We start from the raw sequence: 18,679 nt of genomic DNA, 5'->3' as shown, positions 1-18,679 counted from the left end.
AGCCTACTCAGTTTTGGTTTTCCTGGCGAAGCTATAAGCTACCGTAAAGTGGTGTGACCAGCCTAGTTGGGAGTGGGTATGTACGGCGTAGTCTACATTGAAGGCATTGGCGGCGTACCCCAGTCCGAAATGGTTGGTACCCGGATGGGTAGCTATGCCGGTGCGTAAGAAGAGGCTCGGTACCGGCGCGTACTCCAGCCCCGCCCGAAAAGACGTAGGGAAAGCCGTATTCTTCATCAATTCACCATTCAGGTGCAGCCCTGAAATGGGCCGGTACGTAAGACCTGCCCGCAGTATGGTAGGCAGGCGTACTCCCGACTCACCCGAGAATCCTCCCTGCGTTACATTGTACATATGTGCCCCAAAGTATAGTCTGGAGCTGAGCTGAGCTATACCTCCCATCTCTACTGCCAAGGCTTTGCGGCTTAGTGCTAAGGAGGGAGCATTGACGGCTATCTGTACATAATTTATCTTCATCCCCAGGCTGATCCGATTGATGCGGTGGCCCGCTCCTACTCCAAACGCTAATTCATTGTACAACTTATCCCCAAACCGTTGGATGGATAGTCCGGTAGTAAGACTATTGTTAACGGGCATAACAGCTCCAAAGGCTACGGTACCTAGTCCGTCAAAGCCATAGTACGTATGGTAGGAGGAGAAAAGTGAAGCGTCACGGACACCAGCCAGTCCGGCTATATTATTCACGACGGAGTAGCGGTCCGACTGAGCCACTACGGCATTGGCCATACCCCACGAGCGCGCACCAATAGGAAAAGCATCACCGCCGGCGAGGGCCGGCGGTGCGCATAGTATCAGCAGGAGTACAATTCTTCTGCTTACTTTGTATAAGTTGCTACTGTATATCAAGGGCAATGAATTAGTAGCTTAATTCATTTTAGCTGAATTTCCTTTTTACGATAGTAAGCAGGTCATTGATGGCTTCGCTGTCGGTATTCCACCGGTAGATCGACGCAAATTTGTACACGATCATATCGTGGGCCTCGTCAAAGCTGGAAGCCTGATCCAGTTCACGGATGGCATCTTCAAAAGCATCAGTACTTCCCTTGAACAACTGGCTCACGAACATAAACCGCTGCCCCAGAGGGATGCTCTTAGCTATGCTTTCCACTTTGATGGGTACGTTGCCATAGGTATTCTCATCGCTGGCCTTAGGTACCTCTACCTTGAAGCGGTTGTTCAGGGAGTCATCCGCGGCCGTGGTAGTACGCATAGGTCCGCTGGGAGCAGGTATCGATTCACTACGGTCACGCAGGATCTGAGGCGACGCTACTGTTCCCGCATTGGCACTTGCCACCGGTGTAGCAGCGCGCGGAGCCGGGGTACTACTTGTATCTGTCGTCAGGATGGAGTCAAAAAACGACCGCTCTCGTTTTTCCTCGGGTACACGGGGAGCCGCCGCAGGCACCTCAGCCGGCGCCGTAGTTTTGATTATACTCTTGGTATCCAGCTCTACTACTTCCGAGAACTGCTGAATGTAAGGCTCTTTGGCATCAAGGGCTGATCCGTTGCTCAGGATATCCGTTAGCCAGCGCAGTGCGATGTTGGAATACACGAAATTCGAGCCATTATCAGTCAGACGCAAGGCCAGGGACTTGGCTATACCGCTGTGAATATGGGTATACTTTACCATTCGCTGGGCCTGCTCCTGCGTAAAAACAAAATCAGGCATGGCTCTTAGCTTGCCATCAAAGTACGCCTCCGGGTCCAGTAAGAGCAAAAGGGCCTCCTGTACCGATTCAGTCAACAGCGGCTCCAGCCCCTCACGGTTCACAGCTATATGCTGCGATACGGTATTCATGAAGTCATCCAGCGCTTTTTTTACTTCTTCATTTTCAAAATCAAAGTAGGGGCTGCGGAAGGCACCGGCATCGGCTTTCCACTGGTCGAACAGGCGGCTTACAATACCCAGATTTACCTGCTTTAATGGTGTGAGTTTCAACAGCTCCGGGCCACTGATGACACTCTTGCGGGAATAAAAGTCAGTAAGGACTTTTGACGTAAACTGACTTACGTACTGCTTCAAAGCCGCTTGGTTCAGTGTATTTGACATAACGATTTAAAGGCTGTTAAGGGGGATGATGTAAAGAAAATGTATTTGTTTTGTAAGTGTAAATATAACGAAAATCAACCGGCACCGACCGACGCACCAATATACTAAAATGTTCATTGAACCTTCGCGTAAAAAAGAAATTCTGCACCCTCGTACAGGCTGGATAGAAGTGATATGTGGATCTATGTTCTCGGGGAAGACTGAAGAGCTTATACGCAGGCTCAACCGGGCAAAAATCGCGCGGCAGAAAGTGGAGATATTCAAACCGGCCGTTGATACACGTTACCACGACGAGGACATCGTCTCCCACAACGAAAATTCCATCCCTTCCACGCCGGTACAGATTGCCTCGGAGGTACTGTTGCTGGCGGGCAACTGCGATGTAGTAGGGCTGGATGAGGCCCAATTCTTCGACAATTCCATTGTAGACATCTGCACTAAACTGGCTGATAGTGGTAAACGTGTCATCATAGCCGGACTTGACATGGACTTTCAGGGACGCCCGTTTGGCTGTATGCCTAACCTCATGGCTATAGCCGAATACGTAACCAAGGTACACGCTATCTGTGTAATCTGTGGCGATGTAGCGTCCCATTCCTACCGGCTTTCTCCCTCTCAGCAACGGGTACTCCTGGGCGAAACTGACCATTACGAAGCACGCTGCCGCCGTTGTTTTAACCTGGGTGAAAAAGCAAAGCATGTATAGCTTTGCTTTAAGATATCAGGAAATTAGAAAATCTCTTTGATGGTATAGGTGACCTGGTTCATCGTGAAGGTATCACCGGCCTTTCTGTCTTTCATTTCGGCATAAATGGGCGCGGAGGCAACTATTCCTATGTAATCTTCGCCCTCGCATTTGAACTCATTGGTCGCTCCAATCAGGAAGTTTCGCTGATCGGTGATCACAACAGCTCCGGGCTCTACTGTTTCATATCTCTGACCAAAATCTATGCGGTTGAAGAGGCCTGCGGCTTCTACCAGGTAATCCAGATGTCCCTGAAGATCGCCCACATCATTCATCATTTCATCCTCATTACCCTCCCATTGGTTGTTAGCTTCATTGTCATAACTATTGTTGGCCGAATCCCGCAACCTGTTCAGGTCCTCACTGATCACGGCTATCTTATCATTAATGCTGGCTTTGCAGGCTTCTACTACCTGGCGTTTGCGTTCGGTTTGGTCCATAGGTGTTAATGATTAATGTAGTGCTATGAGTATAGAAAATAGTGGGCCAGCTGACTTTGCCCTGTATTTCATTACAAACTCACTTGGGGCCCTAATGGTTATGTACTAGCTTAAAACAGATACCGGTAGCTCGTAGTGCTCCCTCTATTTACAGGTGCATGGCCATCGGGTACGCTTACTTTTACCTATTACCTCTCGAGAACATATTCCACATCTTTCCCCAGTGCCGAAGCCACTGCTGGTAGATACTGGCTTGTCGTATCTTTCATTACAAATTCTCTTAAACACGCAACGGGTCGTTAATTCACTACACTGATGAATCGGAAAGAAGCATTGCATAAACTAGCGGGTAGTACCTTGCTGACTTCGCTACCGGCTTTGGGCTTTACATCTCCCTCCGCCAACAGTACCTTTCGGGATGATTTTCTTCACCGGTGGAAAACTGCCCGGGATTATAGCCTAAAGGTACTTGATAAGATGCCGGAGGCTCAACTTGGCTATAAGCCTACTCCTGATCAGATGTCGTTTGGAAAGTTGTTTAGCCACGCCGCCCACTGGAATACCTTCTTTATCGGCTCTATTGTCAATCAACCTCCCGTCAAGGAGCCTGAGGCTACCAGCAAAGCCGCACTAAGGGACTACTACCTTACCTGCCATGACCAATGTACTGCCACTATCGAAAAGCTCAGCGACCACCAGCTAGACCAAACCGGCTACGGTACCCACGAGTACTGGCAAAAACATACCGGGCGGGACTTTCTGCTAAGAGCCCTGACGCATACGGCCCACCACCGGGCGCAGGCACTGGTGTACCTCCGCCTTAATGGTATTGAGCCTCCTTTCTTTGAATTCTAGGACCAGAAGAGTAAGAGACCTACCTGACCCCTACTGATGGCACGGTCAGAAGGGTGCCGGCCGGAACAGGCTTGCCGAATACCGGATTATCGTCCGCATCCCATACGAACTTCTGGGTTCGGGGTGAGCGTAGTCGTCCGCAGCCTTGCCCGGGTTCGGAGTTGGCGTGGTACAGGATCCAGTCTTCCCGGCCGTCGGGCGAGGTAAAAAAGGAGTTGTGACCCGTACCGTATACGCCATTCTCAGGCGACTGCTCAAACACGGGCAGGGGGTGCTTCTTCCAGGATGCTTGATCCAGTAGGTTGGCGGTAGCCGGGGCGGTGATCCGGCCGAGGGCGTAGTGATCGGTCCAGCAGCCACTGGCCGAATAGATGATGTGTACCTTGCTGCCGCGAATCAGTACCTGCGGTCCTTCGTTGACCAGTACCACGGGTGGCTCCCCCTTTTTCTGCCAGTCATTGATGGTACCGTGCCGCTCCCAGTCGTAGGTGGGCGTAGCTATCCTCACCCGCTCTCCCTCAAGGCTCCAGGGGTTCTTCATCTTGCTGATGTAGATATCCTGCTGGCCATTCTGGTACCCCTCCCAGCCCGACCATACCAGGTAGAGCTGTCCCTGATGCTCAAATACGGAGCCATCAATAGCCCAGTGATCGCCGGGGTCGGCGAGTTTTCCTTTAAGTACCCATTCACCCTGCAGGGGGTCAGCAGATGCATTCTCAAGTACCCACAGCCGGTGGTTTTCGTTCTTACCGTTATCAGCTGCAAAGTAGATGTACCACTTGCCCCGGAGGTAATGGATCTCAGGTGCCCAGATATTACGTGAGTAGGGACCTTCGGCGGGCGGAGTCCAGACCGTCTTCTGCTCCGCCTGGGGGAGTCGGGCCAGGTTGTCGGTTTTCCAGAGCACAAGCCGGTTGCCTACGGTATGCATATAGTAGTAGTACCCATCTTTGTAGATACTCCACGGGTCAGGGCCGGAAGGCAGCAGCGGATTGGTAAAGGTATCCTGTCCCGCCACTTCACCACATATCAGCAGCAGTAAGAAAATAAGGCGCTTCATAAGAGTAATAAGAGTAGAGAGTGACTAGTTACTCTTAAAACAGGACAAACCTTAGTCTCCTACTGATGGCAGGCTTCTATTTTTACGGAGAAAGTAGCAGAGTTGCTGCTTGGCTAACGTATCAAACAAAAAAAGCTGCCTTCTTTCGAAAGCAGCTTTTTTATACTACATCAGCGTATATTACGCGCTAACTTGGTTCATTACTTCGGTTTGTTTCCGAATTGATTCCATATGTACCAGTTTGAACAGCTCGTCTACCAGGGTTGGGTACAGGTTAAGGCTCTTGCCCCACTCTTCACGAGTTTTCAGTACCTCCCGGAAACGATCTACCTGGTAAGCCGCTACGTTGTTGTCACGCTTGTATTCGGCTAGTTTTTCAATCAAAGACATACGAGCAGCCAGATTCTCCAGTAGCTCACGATCCAGGTGATCAATTTTGCCACGGATGATCTCAAGCTGGCTCTGGTACTCGCTACCGTACGACTCACGACGTACGTGTAGTTCGTGGAGCATTTCGCCTAGGGCGGCAGGAGTCAGCTGCTGTGCTGCATCCGACCACGCTTTATCAGGGTCACGGTGTGACTCGATGATCAGACCGTCATAGTTCAGGTCAAGTGCACGCTGAGCCAGCTCAAACAGGTAAGCACGCTTACCGGCCATGTGGCTAGGGTCACCAATAACGGGCAGTTGTGGGAAGAGCGTCTTCAGCTCAATGGCGATCTGCCACATAGGCGAGTTACGGAACTTCGTCTCCTGAGCGTTAGAGAAACCACGGTGGATAGCTCCCAGCTTCCGTACACCAGCCTGGTTGAGGCGCTCAAATGCACCTACCCATAGCTGAAGATCAGGGTTTACGGGGTTTTTGATCAGCACAGGTACATCCACACCTTTCAGAGCATCAGCCAGCTCCTGTACATTGAAGGGGTTTACCGTAGTACGGGCTCCGATCCATAGTATATCAACGCCATATTTCAGCGCCAGCTCCACGTGCTGCGGAGTAGCCACCTCTACGGCAACAGGCAAACCTGTCTCCTTCTTAACCGACTGCAGCCAGGGCAGAGCGGCTTCACCCATACCTTCAAAGCTTCCCGGACGCGTACGTGGTTTCCAGACACCGGCCCGGATTACATGCGCAAAACCTTCTTCTTTGATCTGGGCTGCGGTTTCTAAAACTTGTTCCTCGGTTTCGGCACTGCACGGTCCGGCAATCACCAAGGGCTTACCGTCGGTATTGATCCAGCTACTGAGCGGTAGGATGTCTAACGAAGCATTCATAATCAACAACTTAACCTATTATAAAAATAAAAACTACTATAAATGTTCAGGAGGGTGTTAAGGGTATTCAACGGTTTCACTAATTTTGTTGCCCCAACAACTAAACCACCTCTGTGATTGATAAACTGTTTTGTTTTTGAGTATGTTATAGAGGTAAAATGACGTTGTAACATTGACTTAGAAAACCTGCTAAAGTATAAAAATGGCTTCTATAGCGCAACAAGACATATCACCTGTATTATTTGAAGACACTTCGGTAGCCTTCGCCTCCCAGTCTGATTCAAAACTTCGTAAAACCTACTGGCTCTTTGCCATGATGAATCAGGCATGGCTTGTAAATTTAGGTACTTTTTTTATAAAGTTAGCTCTAGAGTTACGCTTACCTGTAAAAAATCTTATTCGGAACACCATTTTTGAACAATTCTGTGGTGGTGAGACCATTACCGACTGCGAAAAAACCATATCGGCTCTGGGTCAGTCGGGTATAGGCACCATTCTGGACTACTCGGTAGAAGGGGAAGGTAGTGAGGAGTCTTTTGAAGCTACTACCGCCGAGATACTACGTACTATCGATAAAGCAGCTGTGTCCGAGCATATTCCCTTTACTGTATTCAAGGTAACTGGTATCGGTGCTATGGAGCTTCTGGAAAAAGTACAACATAAGACGGAGCTTACCACCGAAGAACGGGAAGCCTACGAGCGGATTCGTTCGCGCGTCAACAGCCTTTGCTCCCGCGCCCATACCAAGGGCGTGCGTATCTTTATTGATGCGGAAGAGAGCTGGATTCAGGATGTAATTGATCAGCTTGCTTATGAGATGATGAACAAGTACAACCGTAAGCAGCCCATCGTTTATAATACGTACCAGCTGTACCGTCACGAAACTCTGGGACAGCTCAAGAACGCCTACCTGACTGCCCGCGAAAAGGGATATTATCTGGGAGCTAAGCTGGTACGTGGTGCTTACATTGAAAAGGAGCGCGTGCGTGCCCGCGAAAATGAGTGTTGTGATCCCATTCATAAGACCAAAGCAGCTACTGATAATGACTTCAATGCTGCCATTGACTTCTGCCTGGAGCACATTGAACATGTGGCTATATGCCTGGGTACCCATAATGAGTACAGCTCGCTGTGCTGCGCCCACAAAATGAAGAAAAGAGGGATCGCACAGAATGACCAGCGGGTGTGGTTTGCTCAGCTGCTGGGGATGAGTGATAATATATCGTACAATATGGCCAAAGCTGGGTATAATGTAGCTAAATACGTACCCTACGGACCTATCGACGCCGTGATGCCTTACCTGTTCCGACGGGCTCAGGAGAACAAATCCATAGCCGGACAGAGTAGCCGTGAGTACCTGTTGGTAAAGAGCGAAATCAAACGCCGCGGCATAAGTACTATGTAAGCCTGGAAAAAAGCTTATTTTTGCATCTTACTGACTTCCTTAGCTTACTTTCGAGGTATGCTAAGGAAGAAATTTTTTTAACCCGTGCAGGATGAACCAGCCCAAAAACCCTATTAAGTACTTACTTTTCAGCCTATTGCTGATTGGCATAGATCAAGCTTCCAAGTTACTGGTACACTTCAATATGGAGCCCGGCTTCTCGGGACAGATCAGTCTGATTGGCGATTGGCTTAAGCTTCACTACGTACTTAATCCGGGTATGGCTTTTGGAATGCAGCTGGGGCATGAGTACGGCAAGTTATTCCTGACGCTGTTTCGCCTGGTAGCTATGGGTGCCATTGGCTGGTACCTGGTTCACCTGGCCTACCGGGGCGCTGCTTCGGGCCTGTTATGGGCCCTATCCATGATCCTGGCCGGAGCCGTGGGTAATGTTATTGATAGTACATTCTACGGTGTGTTTCTGGGCAATGCTCCCTACGGATCACCTACCCCCTGGTTCCACGGGCAGGTAGTAGATATGATCTTTGTTGACTTCTGGGAGGGCTTTATTCCCGACTGGGTACCTTTATGGGGAGGGCAGTACTACTCGACGCCCATCTTCAACATAGCCGATGCCTGTATATTCGTAGGAGTATGTTTTATCCTGATTTTCCAGAGTCATTTCTTTACCTCTCCAATGAACGAAGAGGATGAGCATAGCGAAGAACCTAAGCACGATGATGATGCAGTAGTAGCCACTACCGAACCAGAAGAAGATAACACCATTACTACTACTAATACCATTACTCCTGATACTGAATATCCTACCGCCAGTTCAGGAGATCCGGATCCTACCACGGAAGACAAAGAAAAAGGAAGCGTGTAACACGCTTCCTTTTTCTTTGTCTATATGTTGATCAGAGTTATCTACTGCGTATCATCCTCCAGAGGAGAAAAATCCTTGAAGGCTCTCTTTATGGCCTTATCAGTAGCTTCCTTCTTATTCTCCCAGTTGGCGTCCAGTTCCAGAGCCACCAGCCCTTTCAGGTTCATTACAGCCCTGAATTCATCAAGCTTACGGATAAAGTCAGGATTACGTCGCGCTGACTTAAGAGCATACTCACGGGCAAATATATCACCTTTATATTGCAGGTCACTTTTCTTCTCCATCACGTAGTTGAAGCGATCCAGCAGGTCTTTGGTTGACTTCCCGATTACCTCGGTAGCCTCCAGGGTACCTATGGTCATTACGGTAGTACCACCTATGGTAGATATTCGTCGTTGCACCATCTGGGACTCCGGATTATTCGTGTTCACTATAACCGGTGCCAGACCCGTAGCAGCCCCTAGCGAAGCATTCACTACCGAGCGGTTCTGTTTACCCTTCTTGGCGCGGCGGTAGCCTCTTTTGAGCTCTTCTTCTTTCTCTTTCATCTGCTCCAGAAGTCCCCATGCATTTACCAAAGACTGACGATACAGCGTATACAGGTATTTATCGCGCTGGTTTTCGTTTACGGTATTCTGGATCACAAACCGGTACTTTCGCTCCTTCCGGTTCTTGGCCTTGTCCAGCACATAAAATGTAATATTAAAAGCAAGCGAATCGAATGGATCTTTAACAAAGTCATATCCCGGTTCCCAGATAAACTCATAGTTGGTAGGTGTATTCTTAACCAGGGCTTTAGAGGGAACGCTGCGGTTTTCTGAGATAAAGTCAAAAGCCACAATATCATCATCCCCGTTAGGATCCGACAGGAAGAACTTGATATTGATCGTACTATTCTCCTTGCTCTTTATGACCAGGTCCTTCGGCACGGCAGTAATCTCCGGCTCAAGGTCCATCTGTGTGATCTCCAGCTTCAACCGCCCTTTCGTACGAGCCTTTGCGGGCTGGTCTTCAACGTAAAACTCTATATAACGAGGTCCTCCATCCTTTAAAATGTTAAACTGCCTAAGAGAAGGAGTCCAGACTACCTCACCAGAGGCCGATACACGCATACCTTCGGGCATTTGCTCCGCAACGGGTATGATTACGATAGGATCATTATCAGCATCACGTACCGCATTCATATCAATCTGGTACGTATTCTGATTGCTATACTTTACATAGAACGGGCGTAGCTCATCTACCTCAGGAGGACGGTTTACATGCACCACCTTAAAATTGACCTGTTGAGTAGCACTTTCGCCAGAGGTAGTATGCGCTTCAAATACCACCGGTATGGTCTTTACCGTATTGATACGATCGGCGATATCGTAGGAAGGCTTCCATGAAAATTTGCCAAGGGTGTCAAAGATCATCCCTTCCTGGCGTCCCTTTACTATACTATAATAGACAGTATCGGCTTTTCCGCCCCGGCTGGCTAGCTGAAAAGTCACCTCCTGCCCCTCTTCCACCGTACTCCATTCGGGTCTGGCAGGAAGTATCAGTTGTAGGGCTTCCGAATTGGTGGCATTATTTGATTGGTCCTGTGCAATAGCGGGTAGTGTAGCAAGTAATGCAAATAGCCAGCCGCTAAATCTCCTAAGTAAATACATGTATATTTCAATATGTGTCTATACGCGGGGATACCTTGTTGTAACGCAAAATTAATGAATAGCGTATCTACCAAGGCTAGTTTTGTGCTATTTTAATTTTCAAATGGCTACGTGCTAATCCTACGCACTCTGAATTGCAATTTTCCACGAAGCAACTTGTATACTATACAATAAGAAAAGCTCCTGGTAGGAATATAGTCAGTACACCTTCTGTCGCTCAGAGTGCCTTGAAAGCTCCTCAAAACATCGGATAACCCTCCCCGGCAGCAGACCAACCCTATCACTAATCTATTATCACAAAGCTTTCGCAGCTGCGTTAAAAATAGAAAGAGCGAGGCTTAACAGCCCCGCTCTCTGCTTATAACTATGACCAGTCCTGATTACTTCTTAGGAGCCGGTGTGTTAGCCTTATTCGCATTGGTGGCTGGTGCAGCAGCTGGCTTAGCAGCAGCAGGCTGCTCAACCGCTTTGGGATCAACACCAAGCTTTCTCAGTACCATGTCAGTTACATTGTTATCTTCTGAACCAACGTACAGCAGGATAGGAGTTGTGTTAGCACCTGCATCAGAGTTCAGGATGTACAGGTAACCGTTCTCTTTACCTACGTCCTGAATAGCCGTATTGATCTTGGCCAGTACAGGCTCTAGCAGCTGCTGATACTTGTTCTGAAGAGACTGCTCTGAGTTACGCTGGAAGTCCTGGATAGAACCCTGCAGATTCTGCAGTTCTTTCTCTTTATCCGCACGGATCACATCAGTCATGTTACCGGCAGTCTTGTTATAAACGTCAAGTTTATCCTGGAACTCCTTATATTTATCAGAAAGAGCTTTGTCTAACTGAGCTTTGGTTACTTCTAGTTCGTTTTGGATCTTCTTGCTATCAGGCAACTTACCAAGTACAAAATCCACGTTAGTGTATCCTATCTTAGTAGGGGTTGTCGATGCGGTAGTCTGAGCCAGGAGGGGGGCGCTAGCTAGGGCAAATACCGCCAACAAAGCAAACAATTTGTTTTTCATTGGTATGTAACTATTTTGGTTTTCTGGTTAAAGTACTATTTTTTAGTGGGTTGCGCTACCGTCTGACTGGCTGTCGATGCGGCGGCGGCAGGCTTTAATTCAATTCCCAATTCCTCCATGATGTAATCTGTATAATCATGCTTGGGATTAGTATAGATCATCACAAAGTCGCTGGACTTGTCGAACAGGAAGTCAAGACGCCGCTGGGCACTTACTTTGTCTACTGCCCGCTGCACTTTTTCCATAACCGGTTTCATGAGATCCTTTTTTTTCTCAAACAGCATGCCATTCATGCCAAAAACCTTGTTGTTGTACTCGCGGGCTTCGAGCTCTTTCTCTTTGATTTCGTTCTGCCGCTTCCGTTTAAGCTCATCGGTTAGTAGTACTTCCTCAGCCATATAAGCCCGCTGCAGACGATCTACCTCCCTGAACTTTTCCTGAATATCCTTCGCCCACTTTTCCGAAAACTGATTGATTTCGGCTTGGGCTTTCTGGTATTCGGGCATTTTGCTGGTCACAAACTCCATGTCCACATAGCCAATCTTCTGAGCCTGAGCCGTTACCGACAAAATGGACGACAAAACTACTAAAATTAGGAACTTGTTCATGCGAAGGGGCTTATTTTTTGCACACTATAACGAACACTCTTGCCCAATATTATCGTATTTGCTGACCAATTGTGAAGTGGAATTGTCCACCACTGCGGGTCTGCGAGCCCTGAATCCGGTCGAAACCATATCCCCAGTCGATACCTAACAAACCAAAGGCTGGCATGAATATACGTGCTCCTACCCCGGCCGAACGCTTGACATCAAAAGGATTGTAGTCACGGTAGTTACCCCAGTTATTACCTCCTTCGAGGAAGCTCAGTACAAAGATGGTAGCCTGTGGGTTGAGCGAAACGGGATAACGCAATTCCATCACGTATTTGTTATATACAACACCACCACCGCCGGCCAAAGTTCCGCTGGGGTTCAATGGACCTACTTTACGGTCTTCATATCCGCGCAGACCGATGATATCCTGGTCAGCCAGAGCGAAGGATCCCTGTCCGGCCAGACCCGATCCCCCTACGATAAACCGACCGAAGGGACTGAGTCCGACTTTATCTCCGTAGCTACCCAGGAAACCCATGTGGGCCCGGGCACTTACGACGAGCTTACCAGTGATGGTTGCATACCAGCTGGCGTCAAGCATCCATTTGTGATACTCTACCCAGCGGAAGCGATCCTGCTCATCGCTGAACTCCTTCTGACGGAACAACGAGTAAGGTGGTGTAAGGGTAGAGCTCAGTGAGAACGACGATCCACTGCGTGGGTACTGGAAGTCACTCAATGTATTACGCGATAGGGTAGTATTGAACGTAATATTATTAGAGATACCATTGCGGTAGCCAATGTTGAAGAAGTCAAGGCTGTCCAGGCGGTAACGCTGCAACGACAGGGAGTGACTCAATACCATGAAGCGATCCGGCTCCTTCAGACGACGCCCCAGCGAGAAAGTAATACCATTGTTGTAGTACGATCCTATGAAGTTACGATCTCTAGCTGACACTCTGCTCCACATCTGTGAGTAGTCGCTGATGCGGTATACGGTACGAGTCAGAGCTACTCCTAAGTTGATAGGCTTACGACCACCAAACCAAGGCTCGCTGAACGAGAGCGAGTACGTCTGGAACTGACGTCCGTTGGCCTGGAAGCGTACCGCCAGCTTCTGCCCATCACCCGAAGGCAGCGGCCGCCAGGTAGAGCGGTTGGGTATATTGCGCAGAGAGAAGTTGTTAAATACTAGTCCCAGGGTACCTACAAATCCGATATAACCTCCCCATCCACCGGAGAGCTCGATCTGATCAGAGGGTTTTTCTTCCACAGTGTACTCGATATCTACGGTACCATCAGCCTGGTTGGGCACAGGGTTGATCTGGATCTTTTCAGGATCAAAGTACCCCATCTGCGACAGCTGACGCTGGGTATTGATCAGCTCGGTCTTGCTAAACTTCTGTCCCGGCAGGGTGAATAATTCGCGAAGTACTACGCGGTCGCTGGTCTTGGTATTTCCGTTCAGGATGATTCGATTGATGGTAGCCTGCTTGCCTTCAAAAATGCGCATCTCAATATCGATAGAGTCACCTTCAACGGCTTTTTCGATAGGGCGGGCGCTGAAGTACAGGTAACCATCATCCATGTACAGTGAGCTAACATCGGCTCCTGGTATCCCGTTTACCTTCTTATCAAGTTCCTCGGGGTTGTACACGTCTCCTTTTTTGAGTCCCAGTATCGTACTCAGGCGCTGGTCGGTATGCAGGTAGTTGCCCTCCCAGGTGATATTGCGGTAGTAGTACTTAGGACCTTCGTCAATCCGCATTACAATACGCAGGTTTTCGCCGGCGTGCTTTACGGTATCATACTCGATGGTAGCATCGCGGTACCCGTTCTTACGGTAGTAGGCAATGAGCTTATCCTTGTCTTCGTCGTACTTTTTAGGTATAAACTTGGAAGGCGTAAATACGTGCCACAGTTTCTTCTCCTTGGTACCCTTTAGCTTGCGCTTAAGTTTGGAGTCGGCTATGGCCTCGTTGCCTTCAATATTAATTTCTTCAATTTTTACCTTCTTGCCCTTATCGACAATGAAGTTTAGGGTAGCCTGTCCGCGTGAAGAGTCAGGGATCTGTACTACTTTAACAGTAGTATTATAGAAGCCTTTGTCCATAAAGAACTTCTTGATCACCAGCTGCGTGTTCTTGATGATGGTCGGTGTGATTACCCGACCTTTTATCAGCTTTACCTTATCGTTCAGCGTAGTCTGCTCCCCTTTCCGGATTCCCGAGAAAGTTACCTTGTACAGACGGGGACGCTCCTTAATGTCTATGTTCAGCCATATCTTGTCGCCCTCGATCTTGGTGTACATGATTTCGACATCATCCAGTGTACCAAAGTCCATCATACGACGGATGGAAGATGTAACGGCCGGACCCGGTACCCGTATCTTATCACCTGCTTTGAGGCCCGAGATGGAAATCATGGAGTTGGGGTCCAGGAACTGGGTTCCCGATACCGTTACCTCTGCGATTTCGTACTCCTTGGGGTTGGCATAATCCAGTTCGGAAGTAGACCGAGGGGCGTTGGCGTTACCACTACCCAATCCGATGCGCTGCGCCTCAGTTGAAAGGGACAGACCCAGCAGCAGTGCCACCAGAGCCGAGCCGGTGCGGATGCCGAAGCGATCAAAATTTTTACTAATAGATCTGAAGAGGTTCATATTCATTTATTTAACGCCACCCACTTTTACCTGTTCGCTGGTTTTGCCGAAGCGCCGCTCCCTCTGCTGGTAGGACAAAATAGCCTCGTACAGGTGCTTCTTGCGGAAATCGGGCCAGAATACGTCTTCGTAGATATACAGCTCAGCATAAGCCAGCTGCCACAACAGAAAGTTACTAATGCGATGATCGCCGCCGGTACGTAGCATGAGGTCCACGTCGGGACGTCCCTGCGTAGCAAGCCGCTCATTTACAAGACCCTCAGAGATGTCTTCGGGTTGTAACTGACCCGATTTAACTTCTTGAGCCAGCTGCTGAACAGCCTGTACGATATCCCATTTGCCACTGTATCCCAGGGCAAGTATCAGATTAAGGCCAGTATTGGTACGGGTCTTTTCGATTGCTTCAGCAAGTTCGCGACGACAGCCGTCAGGCAGACTGTTCAGGTCACCTATTGAGTCCAGACGTATGTTATTCTTTTGCAATGTGGGAAGTTCATCTCGGATGGTATGCACCAGAAGCTCCATGAGGGCTTGTACTTCTATTCGGGGACGTGCCCAGTTTTCGGTTGAAAATGCGTAGAGTGTCAGATATCCCACTCCCAGTTCGGCACATCCTTCTGATACTTCACGCACCGCCTTGATCGCGTTGCGATGCCCGAATATACGCGCCGCGCCCTGCTTCTGCGCCCACCGTCCGTTACCGTCCATGATAACGGCTATGTGCTTTGGTAGATTGCTCTGGTCAATCAGTTCTTTCATTCCGCAGGCCTCTTTTAACTTTTTTTAACAATTAATAGTATAGACATAGTTGCATCTGCCCATAGTTGACTCTTCCGGACCTTTCCAATTATGCCATTGCCCGAAAGCATGTGAGCCAGCGGTTATCAAAAGAGGAGGAGCAGCCAACTAAAAACAGGGGCGCAATTTAGGAATAAGTAAGCCCTCTTCAAAGCATCTCCTGCGGAATAGATACTATCAATTGTATTATAAATCAATAAGATGGCGGATACTATCGCTGTAGGTACTACCTGTCTGCAGCTGGGAGGACTTACGGTCACGCATCAGTATCAGATATTTGCCATTGAAATACTTTTGAATTTCGCCGATATGATGCGTATTAACAATACCTGACCGGCTTACCCGTACAAAATGGTTAGGCAGCTTTTCTTCCAAGGTAGTCAGGGTATAGTTCAATAAATATTTCTGTCCGGTCAGGGTATTCAGGAACACATATTTGTCCTCCGCCTCAAAATGGGTGATTTCGGTCAGGGGTACCAGCAGGATCTTGTCGCCCGTCTTGACCGACAGTGAAAACAGCTCCTTCTTAGGCTTCATCTGCTCGAGCAGGCGCAGGAGGTTATCGGCGTAGGGATTCAGCTCCTGATTCTGCTGACCGTTGTGCACCAGGGTACGTAGCTTATCAATGGTTTTCAGGAGGCGTTCGTTCTCGATGGGCTTCAGCAGGTAGTCAACAGAATTTTCCTCGAAGGCCCGGATGGCGTACTGGTCATAGGCGGTAGAAAATATCACCATAGGCATGGTAGTTACCCGGGCCAGCATCTCGAACCCGTTCAGGAGCGGCATTTCGATATCCAGAAAAATAAGGTCGGGCCGGTACTCTTCCAGCACGAGAAGCCCTTCTGCCCCGTTACGGGCCTCGGCTACAATCTGAAATACGTCCGGATGTTTTTCCAGCAATCGCCGCAGGCGGTTCAGGGCTAGCTGCTCGTCATCAATAAGTATGGTTCGTAGAGGAAATTGCATAGTAAGTGAAGTAATAGTACTGATAATCTGGGTTAAGCAACAGGAGCTGGCTCCTGGTGTAAACGCGACAACCGGATGGCAATGTCAACGTACTTAACGGGCTGGTTATGCAGCTCGAGCCGAGCATCGCCGCCGTAGAGCAGCTTTAGTTTGTCCTGAATGCTCCGGATCCCATAGCCGCCGCCCATGCCTTCGGAAAACTGGGGACCATTGTCCTGCACACACAGGTGCAGCCAGTCACTGGCCTCATAGATACGTACCACAATACATCCCTGATCGGCCAGCCGGGAAATACCGTGCTTAATAGCATTTTCGACCAGGGGTTGTAGTATAAACTTGGGAATACTCAGTTCATTCAGGTCCGGGTTGGCCACTTCTACCTTGTACTGAAGCCGGTCACCAAAGCGTACCTGCTCCACCTGCAGGTACGTCCTGACCATCTCAAGCTCCTGCGTGACGGTATCAAAGTAGTCGTTGTTTTTGCGCCCTGTAGTGTACCTGAATAACCGCGAGAGCAGCAGGGTCATCTCTTCGGCCTTATCCGGGTCTTCGTGTACCAGACTGGCGATGCTATTGAGTGAATTGTACAGAAAGTGCGGACTGATACGCGCCTGCAGCGCATCCAGCTCCGCTCGGGTCTTGAGCTTTTCGAGGTTGAGGAGCTGATACTCCTGCTCAGAGATCTTGCGGGTGAGCTGCCGTCCCTGCCGGCCCAGGTAGTAAAAGATGTTTGACACCAGTAAGGGACCAAATGTATAGACATACCAGGGAGCGTTGCGAAACTGGCCTACTGACTGAATTTCGGCCCTGGTGAATATGGCCCGCCCCTGCCAGAAGTAAAAGGCGCTCGTCAGCGTAAGGTAGGAAATGAGTATGATCAACGACAGAATGGTATGCTGTACATACGAGTTTTTGAAGGCAGTCTCCAGCCAGGACGAAACCATCTGGGTAACTACTACCGTCATAACACCGGCCAGGATGTTGTTCATGACTACCCACTGATTAAGCCGCATCACCAGCGGGTCCGACGCCGTCAACATCTGATTGGTAAAGTAAACAATACCACTCACGCCATAGACAATAACCGCCCCCATCAGGATAGCCAGTACCGTAGCCATCCAGCTCTGGCTCTGCAGTAGCCCCGTCAGGCTCAGCTCGCGCCAGTTGGAGCAACTACTGCTCTTGGCCGAAAAGCTAAAGTTGGCTCCACTGATTCGGGCTCCGGTCAGATCCGCTCCTACCAGGTTACTGAAGCTCAGATCCGCACCGGTCAGATCGGCATTCCGGAAGTTGGCCCCTTTCAGAGAAGAAAACTTAAAGTTGGCATTTTGTAAGTTAGTCCCTTCAAAATTGGCCCGGTTGAGGCTGGCAAAGCTAAAGTCAGACCCGGGCAGGTCCATGTGGCTGAAGTCCTGATCGTTCATGGAGGTGCCACGTACCCGTAGAGGTCCTTTGGTTGATTTCTGCTTATCAAGCAGCTCTTCGCGGTTCATATATACTTATGTTTAGGACCGTCCGATGTACATCTGCCATCGGACGGTCACTACCTGCCTGTTCTTCTGCTATTACTGCTTACACTGCGCTGCCATCCACTCAGCCTGCCCCTTCCCCCACTGCGGGTAGATAGCGCCCGGTGATTTAAAGGTAACGAATTTTTCCAAGGCTTTTTCAAGTACCGGCTTAGCCACTTTCTTTCCACCGCCAAACTGCTCCGGCGTATAGAACAGGCTGGTACCTTCCAGTACATAGATGCGGGGATTGTCGGCATTTGCCGCCTTAGCCGCCGCCAGGTGTTCTCCAAATTGGGCCCCGTAGGTCTGCCAGCGTGACATAGGATCAATAGCCAGCCGCGCCTGAGTTACAAACGCTTTGAGTACCTCTACTTCATCGTTCGGTTTCCCGGCCAGCGTTTCCATTTCTTTCAGCATTGCTTCGGCTTTATCCAGCCGTTGCTCTTTCTGACTGGCGTCATCTCCCATAACGCCCAGCATGGTGTAGCAGTAGGCGGCGTGGTAGCGGGGCAGCCACTCTTTGGGCTCTGCCGCGGCAATACGTTCAAAGCGATTGGCTAGCTCCTGAAAAGCCGCCACATCAGGCTGCTTGCCCTCCTGCTGGTTAAGGGCGTCCACGGTGGTAGTCATGGCTTGATTGTACTTGTCACTCTGGGCGAATAGCTGCGTTAGGGATAGTACCAGGGCAAGGGCAGAAATAAGAGTTGTCTTCATGGTAGTTAGGTGTTAGCGGTTAGTTGTTAGCTCTTTTCAGGTATGTAT

17 protein-coding genes are annotated in these 18,679 nt (G+C 49.3%); 4 read left to right on the top strand and 13 right to left on the bottom strand.

The features are described from left to right. Positions 1-3: 3 nt before the first annotated feature. Complete coding sequence (locus JTN23_RS04710) at positions 4-873, bottom strand: PorV/PorQ family protein (RefSeq protein ID WP_247232747.1); 870 nt, start codon at positions 871-873, stop codon at positions 4-6. 22 nt (positions 874-895) lie between these two features. Next, the gene (locus JTN23_RS04705; protein WP_247232746.1) at positions 896-2,071 is read right to left on the bottom strand and encodes a DUF8457 domain-containing protein; all 1,176 of its coding nucleotides are present in this window, start codon (positions 2,069-2,071) and stop codon (positions 896-898) included. Between the two features lie 109 nt (positions 2,072-2,180). On the opposite strand from JTN23_RS04705, the gene JTN23_RS04700 reads away from it, so the two are divergent. Next, complete coding sequence (locus JTN23_RS04700) at positions 2,181-2,777, top strand: thymidine kinase (protein WP_247232745.1); 597 nt, start codon at positions 2,181-2,183, stop codon at positions 2,775-2,777. Between the two features lie 23 nt (positions 2,778-2,800). Here the strand turns inward: JTN23_RS04700 and JTN23_RS04695 are convergent, their stop codons facing one another. Further along, complete coding sequence (locus JTN23_RS04695) at positions 2,801-3,256, bottom strand: hypothetical protein (RefSeq protein WP_247232744.1); 456 nt, start codon at positions 3,254-3,256, stop codon at positions 2,801-2,803. Positions 3,257-3,571: 315 nt separating this feature from the next. Here JTN23_RS04695 and JTN23_RS04690 point away from each other — a divergent pair, with 315 nt between their 5' ends. Continuing rightward, complete coding sequence (locus JTN23_RS04690) at positions 3,572-4,111, top strand: DinB family protein (RefSeq protein WP_247232743.1); 540 nt, start codon at positions 3,572-3,574, stop codon at positions 4,109-4,111. Between the two features lie 19 nt (positions 4,112-4,130). On the opposite strand, the gene JTN23_RS04685 is transcribed toward JTN23_RS04690, so the two are convergent. Together JTN23_RS04685 and JTN23_RS04680 are read right to left on the bottom strand one after the other, a co-directional pair. Then, complete coding sequence (locus JTN23_RS04685) at positions 4,131-5,171, bottom strand: glycoside hydrolase family 43 protein (RefSeq protein ID WP_247232742.1); 1,041 nt, start codon at positions 5,169-5,171, stop codon at positions 4,131-4,133. A gap of 180 nt (positions 5,172-5,351) precedes the next feature. Further along, positions 5,352-6,446 (bottom strand): chorismate mutase, encoded by a 1,095-nt coding sequence (locus JTN23_RS04680; protein ID WP_247232741.1) that lies wholly within the window; start codon positions 6,444-6,446, stop codon positions 5,352-5,354. 202 nt (positions 6,447-6,648) lie between these two features. Here JTN23_RS04680 and JTN23_RS04675 point away from each other — a divergent pair, with 202 nt between their 5' ends. Together JTN23_RS04675 and JTN23_RS04670 are read left to right on the top strand one after the other, a co-directional pair. Continuing rightward, a complete protein-coding gene (locus JTN23_RS04675; RefSeq protein ID WP_247232739.1) occupies positions 6,649-7,851 on the top strand; it encodes a proline dehydrogenase family protein in 1,203 nt (400 codons plus the stop codon). A 91-nt stretch (positions 7,852-7,942) separates the two neighbouring features. Further along, a complete protein-coding gene (locus JTN23_RS04670; RefSeq protein ID WP_247232738.1) occupies positions 7,943-8,716 on the top strand; it encodes a lipoprotein signal peptidase in 774 nt (257 codons plus the stop codon). 41 nt (positions 8,717-8,757) lie between these two features. On the opposite strand, the gene JTN23_RS04665 is transcribed toward JTN23_RS04670, so the two are convergent. The 8 genes from JTN23_RS04665 to JTN23_RS04630 all read right to left on the bottom strand — a co-directional run bounded on the left by JTN23_RS04665 (position 8,758) and on the right by JTN23_RS04630 (position 18,631). Next, positions 8,758-10,368 carry a hypothetical protein gene (locus JTN23_RS04665; RefSeq protein WP_247232736.1) on the bottom strand — a complete coding sequence of 537 codons (1,611 nt, stop codon included), beginning with the start codon at positions 10,366-10,368 and terminating at the stop codon, positions 8,758-8,760. 380 nt (positions 10,369-10,748) lie between these two features. Further along, complete coding sequence (locus JTN23_RS04660) at positions 10,749-11,384, bottom strand: OmpH/Skp family outer membrane protein (RefSeq protein WP_247232734.1); 636 nt, start codon at positions 11,382-11,384, stop codon at positions 10,749-10,751. A 35-nt stretch (positions 11,385-11,419) separates the two neighbouring features. Then, the gene (locus JTN23_RS04655) at positions 11,420-11,992 is read right to left on the bottom strand and encodes an OmpH/Skp family outer membrane protein (RefSeq protein ID WP_247232732.1); all 573 of its coding nucleotides are present in this window, start codon (positions 11,990-11,992) and stop codon (positions 11,420-11,422) included. Positions 11,993-12,041: 49 nt separating this feature from the next. Beyond that, the gene (gene bamA, locus JTN23_RS04650) at positions 12,042-14,642 is read right to left on the bottom strand and encodes an outer membrane protein assembly factor BamA (protein WP_247232731.1); all 2,601 of its coding nucleotides are present in this window, start codon (positions 14,640-14,642) and stop codon (positions 12,042-12,044) included. Positions 14,643-14,648: 6 nt separating this feature from the next. Beyond that, on the bottom strand, positions 14,649-15,401 hold the full coding sequence (gene uppS / locus JTN23_RS04645; RefSeq protein WP_247232730.1) for an undecaprenyl pyrophosphate synthase: 753 nt from the start codon (positions 15,399-15,401) through the stop codon (positions 14,649-14,651). 225 nt (positions 15,402-15,626) lie between these two features. Beyond that, positions 15,627-16,406, bottom strand: coding sequence for a LytR/AlgR family response regulator transcription factor (locus JTN23_RS04640; RefSeq protein WP_247232729.1), 780 nt, complete (start codon positions 16,404-16,406; stop codon positions 15,627-15,629). Between the two features lie 32 nt (positions 16,407-16,438). Further along, complete coding sequence (locus JTN23_RS04635) at positions 16,439-17,899, bottom strand: histidine kinase (RefSeq protein ID WP_247232728.1); 1,461 nt, start codon at positions 17,897-17,899, stop codon at positions 16,439-16,441. Positions 17,900-17,971: 72 nt separating this feature from the next. After that, complete coding sequence (locus JTN23_RS04630; protein WP_247232727.1) at positions 17,972-18,631, bottom strand: hypothetical protein; 660 nt, start codon at positions 18,629-18,631, stop codon at positions 17,972-17,974. Positions 18,632-18,679: the final 48 nt, after the last annotated feature.

This window comes from Telluribacter roseus (genome assembly GCF_017355915.2).
Taxonomy (GTDB): domain Bacteria; phylum Bacteroidota; class Bacteroidia; order Cytophagales; family Spirosomataceae; genus Telluribacter.
The sequence above is the reverse complement of the archived record's forward strand: the minus strand, read 5'-3'. Positions and strand labels throughout refer to the sequence as shown.